At 72.8% G+C, this 11362-nt stretch carries 10 protein-coding genes; 3 read left to right on the forward strand and 7 right to left on the reverse strand.

The window, feature by feature from the left end; all coding sequences use genetic code 11:
- Positions 1-24: 24 nt before the first annotated feature.
- On the reverse strand, positions 25-1380 hold the full coding sequence (locus tag AB0F15_RS30610) for a phosphomannomutase/phosphoglucomutase (protein ID WP_360277729.1): 1356 nt from the start codon (positions 1378-1380) through the stop codon (positions 25-27).
- An 80-nt stretch (positions 1381-1460) separates the two neighbouring features.
- Complete coding sequence (locus tag AB0F15_RS30615) at positions 1461-1817, reverse strand: DUF3499 domain-containing protein (RefSeq protein WP_360277732.1); 357 nt, start codon at positions 1815-1817, stop codon at positions 1461-1463.
- 79 nt (positions 1818-1896) lie between these two features.
- Between AB0F15_RS30615 and AB0F15_RS30620 the strand changes: the two genes are divergently transcribed.
- A complete protein-coding gene (locus AB0F15_RS30620) occupies positions 1897-2361 on the forward strand; it encodes a metallopeptidase family protein (protein WP_103341201.1) in 465 nt (154 codons plus the stop codon).
- A gap of 88 nt (positions 2362-2449) precedes the next feature.
- On the opposite strand, the gene AB0F15_RS30625 is transcribed toward AB0F15_RS30620, so the two are convergent.
- Positions 2450-5701: a glycosyltransferase family 2 protein gene (locus AB0F15_RS30625; protein ID WP_360277735.1), complete on the reverse strand. Its 3252-nt coding sequence runs from the start codon at positions 5699-5701 to the stop codon at positions 2450-2452.
- 132 nt (positions 5702-5833) lie between these two features.
- On the reverse strand, positions 5834-6121 hold the full coding sequence (locus AB0F15_RS30630) for a WhiB family transcriptional regulator (protein ID WP_161790928.1): 288 nt from the start codon (positions 6119-6121) through the stop codon (positions 5834-5836).
- A 264-nt stretch (positions 6122-6385) separates the two neighbouring features.
- On the opposite strand from AB0F15_RS30630, the gene AB0F15_RS30635 reads away from it, so the two are divergent.
- On the forward strand, positions 6386-7147 hold the full coding sequence (locus AB0F15_RS30635) for a site-2 protease family protein (RefSeq protein WP_360277756.1): 762 nt from the start codon (positions 6386-6388) through the stop codon (positions 7145-7147).
- 234 nt (positions 7148-7381) lie between these two features.
- On the opposite strand, the gene AB0F15_RS30640 is transcribed toward AB0F15_RS30635, so the two are convergent.
- The 3 genes from AB0F15_RS30640 to mshB are packed head-to-tail and all read right to left on the reverse strand — an operon-like array spanning position 7382 to position 9397.
- A complete protein-coding gene (locus AB0F15_RS30640; RefSeq protein WP_360277738.1) occupies positions 7382-8173 on the reverse strand; it encodes a hypothetical protein in 792 nt (263 codons plus the stop codon).
- On the reverse strand, positions 8166-8558 hold the full coding sequence (locus AB0F15_RS30645) for a hypothetical protein (protein ID WP_360277741.1): 393 nt from the start codon (positions 8556-8558) through the stop codon (positions 8166-8168). The genes AB0F15_RS30640 and AB0F15_RS30645 overlap by 8 nt, the downstream gene beginning before the upstream one ends.
- Positions 8555-9397 carry an N-acetyl-1-D-myo-inositol-2-amino-2-deoxy-alpha-D-glucopyranoside deacetylase gene (mshB, locus tag AB0F15_RS30650; RefSeq protein WP_360277744.1) on the reverse strand — a complete coding sequence of 281 codons (843 nt, stop codon included), beginning with the start codon at positions 9395-9397 and terminating at the stop codon, positions 8555-8557. The genes AB0F15_RS30645 and mshB overlap by 4 nt, the downstream gene beginning before the upstream one ends.
- 113 nt (positions 9398-9510) lie before the next feature.
- Here mshB and AB0F15_RS30655 point away from each other — a divergent pair.
- Positions 9511-11362: ABC transporter ATP-binding protein (locus AB0F15_RS30655; protein ID WP_360277747.1), on the forward strand; the 1852-nt coding region annotated here is incomplete at its 3' end.

The raw sequence follows: 11362 nt of genomic DNA on the forward strand, positions 1-11362 counted from the left end.
CCGGTCCCCTTCATCGTGGACGGGTCAGCTGCGGATGATCGCGAGTACTTCGTCCACCAGTCCCTGGACGGCCTCCGCGTTCGCGGCCTCGACGTTCAGCCGCAGCAGCGGTTCGGTGTTCGACGGGCGCAGGTTGAACCAGGCGCCACCCGGCAGCTGCACGGTCAGGCCGTCCAGCTCGTCGAGCTCGACGCCGGAGCGGGTGCCGAAGGCGTCCTTGACGGCCATCATCTTCGCGACCTGGTCGTCGACCGTGGAGTTGATCTCCCCCGAGGCGGCGTAGCGCGAGTACGCGCTGGTCAGCTCGCTCAGCGGGCCGTTCTGCTCCCCCAGCGCGGCGAGCACGTGCAGCGCCGCCAGCATGCCGGTGTCGGCGCGCCAGAAATCGCGGAAGTAGTAGTGCGCGGAGTGCTCGCCGCCGAAGATGGCGCCGGTGCGGGCCATCTCGGCCTTGATGAACGAGTGCCCGACGCGGGTGCGGACCGGCTTGCCGCCGTGCTCGGCGACGATCTCCGGCACGCCCTTGGACGTGATCAGGTTGTGGATGACCGTGCCGCCCGGGTCCTTCGCCAGCTCGCGGACGGCCACCAGCGCGGTGATCGCGCTCGGCGAAACCGGCTCGCCGCGCTCGTCGACGATGAAGCAGCGGTCGGCGTCGCCGTCGAAGGCGACGCCGGCGTCCGCGCCGACCTCGCGCACCTTCGCCTGCAGGTCGACGATGTTCGCCGGGTCGAGCGGGTTGGCCTCGTGGTTCGGGAAGGTGCCGTCGAGCTCGAAGTACATCGGCACGACGTCGATCGGGAGCCCGTCGAAGACGGTCGGGACGGTGTGCCCGCCCATGCCGTTACCGGCGTCGACGACGATCTTCAGCGGCCGGCTGCCGGACAGGTCGACCAGGTTGCGCAGGTAGGCGGCGTAGTCGGCGAGGACGTCCCGCTCGGACACGGTGCCGCGCTGCCCCTCGAACCCGGGCACGCCCTGCTCGACGGTGTCGCGGATCTCGGCCAGCCCGGTGTCCTGACCGACCGGGGAGGCACCGGCGCGGCACAGCTTGATGCCGTTGTACTTGGCGGGGTTGTGGCTCGCGGTGAACATCGCACCCGGCAGGTTCAGCGAGCCCGACGCGAAGTACAGCTGGTCGGTGCTGGCCAGCCCGATGCTCACCACGTCGAGACCCTGCGAGGTGACGCCCTCGGCGAACGCGGCCGACAGCGCCGGCGAGGAGTCGCGCATGTCGTGGCCGATCACCACCGACGGCGCTTCCGGCTTGATGAGCAGGGCGAAGGCGGCACCGAAGTCGCGGACGAGGTCCGCGTCGAGCTGCTCGCCGACCACGCCGCGAATGTCGTAGGCCTTCACGATGCCCGAAAGGTCTGGCACGCCGTCTCCCCGCGAATAGTCGTCCCGGCGCCCGCTGCGCCGCGCGGAAAGCCTACCGGCGAGGTGCGTGGCTTACGCGTTCAGGCGCGACCGGGGAGGACCCGCAGGTGGCCGCGGCGCCCGGACGGGCCCTCCGGCTCGGGTGCGGGCGGCGCGGGCTTGCCGGGGCGGCCGGCCTCGCGCACGGCCTCGGCCAGCGCGGTCAGCTCGTCGGCCGACGGGTCCGGGGCGGCGAAGGCGCCTTCGTGCCGGACGACTTCCCAGCCCTTCGGGACGGTCAGCCGCAGCGCGTGGACTTCGCAGAGGTCGTACGAATGGGGCTCGGAGGCGGTGGCCAGCGGGCCGACGACGGCGGTGGAGTCGCTGTACGCATACGTCAGCGTGGCCACAGCTGGCTCGAGACAGCCAGTACGCGAACACTTCCGTACGCTCCGCACGATCCGAAACGATAGCGCGTCGCCGCAAGGTAGGAGGAGCGACACGCGCTGGGACGCGCCGACCGCATAGACTTCCGGAGTGGCGACGGCTCGTGATTACCGACAGCGGCGGCGCTCGCGGCGGGACCGGCATGGCCGGGGCCTGCGCGGGACGCTGTATCCGGCGACCCTGCCCGCCGCCGCGAGCCGCGCGGAACGGTTCGACGCACTGGTGCTCGACGCGCTGGAGCCGATCGAAGCCCGCTGGCGCCACGAGCTGACGAAGCTCGACGTGGCGGTCGACGACGTGCCGGAGATCCGCGAAAACGGCCACTCCCCGGCGGACGGCGTCCTGCACGACGGCGCGGTCCCGCTGTCGCGGCTGGTCCCGGCGGGTGTCGACCGCACGGGCCTGCCGACGCGGGCCAGGATCGTGCTCTACCGGCGGCCGCTGGAGGCACGGGCGAAGGACCCGTCGGAGCTGGCCGAGCTGGTGCACGACGTGCTGGTGGAGCAGGTGGCGGGCTACCTCGGCGTGGAACCGGACGTCATCGAAGGCGAGTAGCCCCGGCGGCCAAAGCGGCACTTTCACGTGAAAGTGCCGCTTTGGGATGCAAAGCGTAGCTTTCACGTGAAAGTGCCGCTTTCGGGTTTCAGGGGCGGCGGCGGGCGGGGACCGCCGTCAGGAGCGTGAACAGCACCGCGGCCAGCTGGGCCAGCAGCAGGAGGTTCCGTTCCGTGCCCGGGTAGTCGACCGTGACCTCCGACGACGTCGGCGGCACCGAGACCGCCACCTGGTGGCCCCACGCCGGCACGATCGGCACCGGCTTGCCGCCCACCGTGGCCTTCCAGCCCGCTTCCTGCTCCGCCGCCAGCACGAGCAACCGTCCGGTGGGGCCGTCGGACACGCGGACCCGCACGTCCGGCAGGTCCGCGCGCACCGGCACGACGCCCGGGGCGGTCCCCGGCGCGCCGCCGCCCGTGACCGCCGCCTTCGCCTGTTCCGGCGAGATCAAGATCACCTGGCCCGCCGGCGGGAGCAGCTTCAGCACGCCCCGGCCGTCGGACGTCGGTGCGGCCACCGAGAGCGCGTCCTTCGCCAGCGGCGGGTACGCCTGCGGGTCGACGCCGGGCGGCAGCACCAGGTACTGCACGCCCGAGGCCGCCGCGGCCGCCACGACGCGCTGCACCGCCGCGGCGTCGCCCTGGCCGAGGTCGCGGCGCCAGGCCGCCAGCCGGGCCGGGGTGCCGGGCGTCGGGGCCAGCTCGTCGTCGCCGTAGCGGGGCAGGCGGCCGGCGATCTGCCGGGTCGCGTCCGGCGCCACGTCGAGCACCGACCGGCCGGACGCGGTCAGCTCGGCCGCGACCTCGGGGGCCAGCGACGGCCGCTCACCGGCCCGGAGCGGTCCCTGGGAGCCGACGACCACCGCGCCGGCCGCCAGCGCCAGGAACACCGCCACCCCGGCCGCGGCCATCACCTTCGGCAGCCACGTCGCCGGGACCCCGGCCGAGCCGCCGCGCTGCCACGACCCGAGCACGACCCACAGCAGCCCGGCGCCGACGATGACCAGCGGCACACCGGCGTAGCCGTGCGCCGGGGCGCCGCCTTGCATCGGCGGCGCGGCGACCAGCCGCACCAGCACCAGGCCGCCCGCGCCCAGCGCCGCGAGCGCGAGCCCGCCGGCCGCGAGCTTCGTCGGCCGGACGACCACGGCCACCAGCGCCGCGGCGATCACCACGACGCCGACGGGCCACGCGCCGGGGCCACCGGGGTCGAGCCCGGCCAGATCGGTGCCCGAGACGGCGTTCGCGGCGCCGCCGAGTCCCTGCACGAGCAGTTCCGGGTGCCGGAGCAGCACGGTCGGCCACGGCAGCAGCAACGCCAGCGGCAGCAGCACCACGATGGCTACCGACGCGATCCGGCGCGCCAGCCCGGTCGGCGCGGGCAGCACGACGAACCCGATCAGGAGCCCGGCGAGCGCGAGCCCGTGCGCCAGCGGCGAAAACGCGCCGAGCAGCGCAACCCCGAACGCCGACAGCGCGGACACGTGCAGCCAGCGCGTGTCCGCCCGGATCAGCAGCCCGGCGATGCCCGCCGCGACCGGCGGCAGCACCAGGTGCACCACGACGACGTCGAGCCGGCCCTGCGCCACACCGGCGGTCGCGGCCGGCAGCAGCGCGTACGTCGCGGCGACGACGGCCCGGACCCAGCGGCGTACCCGAAGCCGCCGCGTCGCCGCGTACGCGCTCAGCGCGGCCAGCGGGATGTCGCCGAGGAGCAGCACGGCGACCAGTGCGGCCGGGCCGCCGATCGGGGCGAACACCGCGCCGAGCGTGCCGAGCACCGGCAGGGTGGCCGACGCGGGAGCGCCGGTGCCGCCCGCGATCGCGTGCCACGGCGTCAGGTACGACGACCAGAGGTCGCCCAGCCCGGCGACGGGGAGCAGTTTGCCGCCGAAGAGGTCGAGGCCGAGCCGGGCGCGGTTGACGAAGAGGCCGAGTGCGGTCAGCACGACGAGCAGCACCACGGGCGGCGCGAAGATCGTGGCCGCGAGCACCCGGCGGCGGTTGACCTCGACGAAGACGAACTCCGGTTCCGGCTCTTCGGCTTCGGGGGTGCCTTCGGCGACGGCAGCCGGGGTTTCCGGCAGCGCGACGGCCACGAGCGTGCCCGGCCGGCGCAGCCCGGACCCGTGCGAGCCGACTCCCCGCAGCGCCCCGGCGGGCAGCGCGCCGGGGCCGACCGGACGGTCCTCCCGGGCGTCGAGCGCTTCCGGCGTCACCCACGCCGACTCGGTTTCGACGGTCTCGGGCACCCGGCCGAGGGCGACGTCGTTCTCGACGCCGCGGCGCACCAGGCCGACGACGCCGGCGCGGAGGGCGTTGCGCAGCCGGGTCCCGCGTCCGGTGAAGAGACCGCGAACCGTGCCCGGCCGCGGATTCCGCCGCCGCCGGGCCCGCGCGGCGCGCAATCCGCCGCGTCCACTGAGGAGGTACCCGGCCGAGGCGAACTCGGCCCGTGCTTCCCCCGTGCGGCGCACCAGGACGAAGGCGAGCGCGCGCAGCACCGCCAGCAGCGGGAGCCGGATCATGCCCGCCCAGAAGGAAAACGGCGAGCAGTTCACCAGGAACACGCGCAGCCCGTGGGCGCGGTCCGCGGCGGGCAGGGTGCCGGGGAGCGCGTCCGCCGCCCGCTGCCCGGTGGTGACGGCCCGGGCGTGCCGCACACGCGCGAGCGGGACGGACAGGACCACGCCCCCGGCGGCGTTCGCGCGCCAGCCGAAGTCGAGATCCTCGCGCAGCAACGGGAAATCGGGGTCGAAGCCGCCGAGGGAGTCCCAGGCGTCGCGGCGTACGAGCGAGCCCGCGCTGGGCACGGCGAGCACCTCCACCGGGTCCTCGCCGGTCGCGGCGACCTGACGGCGGTGGCCGGCGGCGTCGGTGGACAGGCCGGCTTCGACGATCAGCCGCGGATCGGTCCAGTCGAGGCCGAGGGGGCCGAGCACGGTGGCCGACGGTTCCTCCGTGGCCACGTGCAGGAGTTGCTCGAGGCAGTCGGGTTCGGGGGCGCAGTCGTCGTGCAAGAACCACAGCCAGGATCCCGGGTCGCCCCAGCGCTCGGTGGCGTGCCGGACGGCTTCGACGACCGCGGCCGCGAAGCCGGTGTCACCCGGCAGTGTGATGACGCCGGAAAGCACGGGGGAAGAACCGGGCCCCGGGTCTTCGGCGAGCAGCCGCGGGGTCGAGTCGGTGGAGCCGGTGTCCACGGCGAGGACGTGCCGGGGGCGGACGGTGCTGCGGCGCAACGCGGAAAGCGCCAGCGGCAGCCAGTTTTCGCCGTCGTGACAGACCACAATGGCCAGAACGGGCGCGGTGCGCGGGACGGGCGCGGCGGTGCGGGGCAACGAACGCTCCAGATCAGGCGGCAGTCGGTCCGGCCACCCTACGGCCCCACTCCATCACCCGGTGGTGAACCCACACCGAGCGCCCCGCACAGCGGAATCACCGGTGACGCCGGGCATCACCGGTGATTCGCACTAGACGGCACGCTTTTTGAGCTTCCGGCGCTCCCGCTCGGACAGACCGCCCCAGATGCCGAAGCGCTCGTCGTGGGCCAGCGCGTACTCAAGGCACTCGTCCTTGACCTCGCAACCCAGGCAGATCCGCTTGGCTTCGCGGGTGGAACCGCCCTTCTCGGGGAAGAACGCCTCCGGGTCCGTCTGCGCGCACAGAGCGCGTTCCTGCCAATCCTGCTCTTCTTCGGTGGCATCGATGAGCTCGGTGAGATCTCCCAGAGCCTGCTCCGGGATCTCGCCCCAACTCATGACGTGCCCCCATTCCTTCCCATCGGCTTCCAACCGCACGTCCGCCTCCTCGCTCCCTAGCACTCCCCAGGCTGGCGGTGGTGAAACGACACTCGCCGTCCCCTCTCGGCGGCGAATGACATCACTGTGATTACACCCGTGTAGTGCGATCAGGTCAAGCGGAGTAGCGAGTTCGGGGGACGTTCCGGCCCGATCGCGCAAGGGGACACGCCGGTAACTTCACACCGGGCATACGGAAGACTGGAGCACGTGCAGAAGTCAGCAGTGCGCCCCAGCCCGGTCTTCCTCGGCATCCTCGCGCTCACCGTCGCCGGTGGCGCCATGGCTGCGTTCGGTGACATCAACACCGTTTTCGTGCGCGACCGCGACCCGCTGCTCATCGCGGGCGTGGTGATCTTCGTCGCCGCCGGCTGGGTGGCGTCGCTGTCACTGCACGAGTTCGGGCACGCGATGGTCGCCTACCGCGGCGGTGACTACAGCGTCGCCCACAAGGGTTACCTGACCTTGGACGTGCGGAAGTACACCGATCCCGTCCTCTCGATCATCCTGCCGCTGGTCTTCCTCATCATCGGCGGCATCCCGCTGCCGGGCGGCGCGGTCTGGATCAACCGCGGGGCGCTGCGCTCGCGCGGGACGTCGTCGTGGGTCTCGCTGGCCGGGCCGCTGAGCAACCTCGCGGTCGGGGCGGCGCTGGCGCTGGTGGTCGCGCTGGTCCCGATGGCGGGCGGCCTGGTGATCGCGATGTCCTACCTGGCGCTGCTGCAGGTGGTGACGTTCCTGCTCAACATCCTCCCGATCCCGGGCCTCGACGGCTGGGGCGCGATCGAGCCGTACCTGCCCCCACGAGCTCGTGAACTCGGGGCGCAGGTCCGCCCGTGGGCGCCGATCATGCTGTTCGCGCTCCTGTTTCTCTTCCGTCCGGCCAACAACGCACTGTGGGAGGGCGCCTACGCCATCTTCAACGCGCTCGGCGGGTACGTGGACGGCGCGAAGATCGGCTTCGGCGTCTTCCAGTTCTGGAACTGAGGTTTGCCGCGGCCGCCGCATGGGAAGATCACCGCGGGGCGGCACCTTGCCGATCGCCGCTGCAGGGCGCCTTCGCCGCCGCCACGCCGTTGAGCAGCTTCGCCTTCAGGCCGGACTCGACGCCGGCGAGGTCGTCGGTGCGCGCTCGCAGCCCGAACGATCCGGCGCCGGTGCGCCGGGCTCGGCCGTAGTCGGCACCGGGCCCGGCCTTGTTACGGCCGCGCGCGGGGACGATCAGCCGCGGTGTTCGGTCAGCCAGACGTGCGCGCGCTTCCAGACGACCCGCAGGCCCGAGCGCTCCCCGAGGTAGTCGCCCGCCGCGCCGACGACCGGCAGCATGCCGAGCGCGCGGTGCAGGATGTTGCCGCGCGGCCGCTTCTCCAGTTCACCGGTGATCCCGACGAGCCCCCGGCCGAGGCGCCACAGCGTCCCCGCCGCGGCCTTCACCGTCGCCTTGCCGTGCTTCTTCTCGGACGCCGTCAATTCCTCGGTCAGCTTCGCCGCTTCGTTCGCCTCGGCGGCTTCGTCGTGCTCCGCGTGCTTGCCCGCCGCCAGATCGGGGGCGATGTCGCGCTCGAAGAGCACCCACGCGATGAGCCGCACCCGCGTGCCGACGTCCGTCACGCCGTACTCGCCGGCGATGGCGCACAGCAGCAGGCCCTGCGACGCCGCGCCGAGCGTGTCCTGCACCGGCAGCCGGTCGGCCAGCGCGCCACCCAGGCCGGGGATGGCCGTCAGCAGCGCGGTGAACCGGCCGACGCGGTTCATCCACCAGCTCGACCGGTCGTAGCCGGTCATCCGCGCCCACGCCGCCGTGCCGGGCACCTTCACCGACGTGACGCCGTGGATCAGCTTCGTCTTCAGCCCCGACTCGACGCCGGCCAGATCGTCCTGCTCCGGCCGCTGCGCCCGCGCCTGCAGGCCGAACGGATCGGACTCGCGCAGCGCGTCGAGCATCGGCCCGCACGCACGCACGAACGGCCGCAGCACCGCCACGACCTGCCGGTCGGAGATCGCCTCAGCCACGTCCCGGTCTCCTTCCCACCGTCCGGCCCGGCCCGGCGCCGAGCACCATCGCGCCCGGCAGCGCACTCGCCCCGAGCAGCACCAGTGCCCGCCAGTCCTGGATCAGCACCAGGTCACCGCCCGGGCCCAGCAGACCGACCCCGAACACGACGAGCACCCACACCGCCAGGGGTACCCACGAAAGCCCGGGGCGCACCAGCTTCCCCGTGGTCCATACCAGCCACGGTGTGCTGACGGCGCCGACGAGGATCGTCACCGGGACCGGGACGACCCCGATCCGCAGCGGCAGGAAGAACAGTTCGAGGACGGCGAACAGCAGGGTGTCGACGACGAGCAGCGCGAGCAGCAGCCCCCGCTCGAGCGTCAGCCGCTCCTCCACGGTCACAGCCCGCCGAACAGGTCGTCCGCCGCGCCCTCGGCCGGACCGTGGGCCAGCACGAAGCAGTCTTCCGCGGGAATCGGCTGGGCGATCTCGTTCGTCAACGCGAAGTACGGCACATCGCCGTCGACCACCGCCAGCTGCGTCGCGTGCGCGCGCAGGGCCGCCACCTTCGCCGGGAGGTGCGCGGCGACGTCGAGCACCGTGGTGATCTCCTCGTCGGGGGTCGCGGGCAGCTCGTCGTCGTCCGGGACGCGGTAGCGGGGCTCGCCCGCACGCAGCGCGGCCAGCCCGGCACGCACCGCGCTCTTCGCCGTCACCGTGTGGAACACCCGCTCCACCGAGCCCGCCCGCGTCGCCGCCGCCATCGTGATCTCGTGGGCCCGGATGTGATCGGGGTGGCCGTAGCCGCCGAAGGCGTCGTAGGTGACGACGACCTGGGGCCGGACCTCGTCGAGGAGCTCCGCCAGCTGGGCCGCCTGCTCCTCGGCGCTGCCCCCGGTGAACGCCCTCGGGTGCGCCGCCGACGGGGTGCCGGCCATGCCCGAGTCCCGCCACCGGCCGGTGCCGCCCAGGTAACGGTGCCGCGACACCCCGAGCGCGGCGCAGGCGGCCTTCAGCTCGGCGACGCGGTAGCCGCCCAGCTGGTCGGCCGCCCAGGCACCCAGCCCCGCCAGCTCGGGGAGGCCGGCCATGATCTCGCCCTCTTCACCCAGGGTGCACGTCACCACTGTCACCTCGGCGCCTTCGGCCGCGTATCGTGCGATCGAGGCGCCGGTGGTGATGCTTTCGTCGTCGGGATGGGCGTGGACGAACAGCAGCCTGCGGGATACCGGGGAGATCACGGGTTGAGCGTAATTCCCGTGCTCCGACCTTCGTCGGGGACACCCTCGGTTATCCTCGCGCGAGTCGCGACCGCCGCGTCGTGACCGTCTGTACCCCCACGAAGGGCATCTTGGTGAGCACTGAAGCAACTTCGGCGGACGTCGCCGGCGTGTCCGGATCGGTTCTGTCGATCTCCGATCTCAGCGTGTCGTTCCAGACCGAAGACGGCGTCGTCGACGCCGTGAAGGGCATCGGGTTCGACGTGCAGCCCGGCGAGATCGTCGCCGTGGTCGGGGAGTCCGGGTCCGGCAAGTCCGTCACGTCGATGTCGGTGCTGGGCCTGCTGCCCAAGACCAGCCGCATCGCCGGCGAGCTGCGCCTCGGCGAGCGCAACCTGGCGGATCTCAAAGAGAAGGACATGCAGAAGATCCGCGGCAACCAGGTCGCGATGATCTTCCAGGAGCCGATGACCGCGCTGAACCCGGTCTACACGGTCGGCTGGCAGCTGCGCGAGGCCCTGCGTTCGCACCTCGACATCGCCAAGGACGCCGCCGACAAGCGCGCGGTCGAGCTGCTCGACATGGTCGGCATCCCGAACCCGGAGCAGCGGTTCAAGCAGTACCCGCACCAGCTCTCGGGCGGCCTCCGCCAGCGCGTCGTCATCGCCATGGCGATCGCCTGCGACCCGAAGGTCATCATCGCCGACGAGCCGACCACGGCGCTCGACGTCACCGTGCAGGCGGAGATCCTCGGCCTGCTGCGCAAGCTGCGGGACACCCTCGACACCGCGATCGTGCTGATCACCCACGACATGGGCGTCGTCGCCGACATGGCCGACCGCGTGATCGTGATGTACCAGGGCGAGATCGTCGAAGAGGCGCCGGTGCGCGAGCTGTTCGCGTCACCGAAGGAGGACTACACCCGGCGGCTGCTCGCCGCGGTGCCGGTCCTCGGCCAGCGCCCCGAGGGCCGCCGGCTGCTCGAGGACGGCGGTATCGCCAGCGACAGCACCGAGGCGGCCAAGATCGCCGAGGAGATCCGGCTGGCCGACGCCGAGCTCGAGGCCGTGATCGAAGCGTCCGCGCCGGCGCTGGAGATCAAGAACCTCGTGCTCGAGTACCCCGGCCGCCGCGGCCAGAGCAAGAACCGCGCGGTGGACGACGTCTCGATCACCATCGCCAAGGGCGAGATCGTCGGCCTGGTCGGCGAGTCGGGCTCGGGCAAGTCGACGGTCGGCCGCTGCGCCGTCGGCCTGCTGCGCGCGACCCAGGGCACGGTCGCGATCGCGGGCAAGGACATCACGACGATGTCCGCCAAGGAGCTCCGCCCGCTTCGCCGGTTCTTCTCGATCGTGTTCCAGGACCCGGCGTCGACGCTGGACCCGAAGATGACGATCGGCGAGTCGATCGCCGAGCCGATGGTGCTGCACAAGGTGCTGTCCGGCAAGGCGCTGTCGGCGCGCGTGCGCTCGCTGCTCGACAAGGTCGAGCTGGGCGGGCACTACATGAACCGCTACCCGCACGAGCTCTCCGGCGGCCAGCGCCAGCGCGTGGCCATCGCCCGCGCGCTGTCGCTCGACCCGGCGCTGCTCATCGCGGACGAGCCCACCTCGGCGCTGGACGTGTCGGTGCAGGCCCGCGTGCTGGACCTGTTCCTGGACCTGCAGCAGTCGCTGCAGTTCGCCTGCCTGTTCATCAGCCACGACCTGGCGGTGGTCGACCTGCTCGCCGACCGCGTCGCGGTGATGCAGCACGGCAAGCTGGTCGAGGTCGGCACCCGCGACCAGGTGCTGCACTCGCCGCAGCAGGAGTACACGCGGCGCCTGCTGTCGGCGGCCCCGGTGGCCGACCCGGTGCTGCAGGCGGAGCGCCGCGCGGCCTGGGAGGCCGGCTACACCGACCCGGAACCCCGGGCGTCGGTCACCCGCACCCCCAGGTGGAACAACGCGTCGCGGGGCGCGTCCCCGGCCGGGTCGGCGATCAGGT

This window comes from Amycolatopsis sp. NPDC026612, assembly GCF_040638285.1.
Classification (GTDB): domain Bacteria; phylum Actinomycetota; class Actinomycetes; order Mycobacteriales; family Pseudonocardiaceae; genus Amycolatopsis.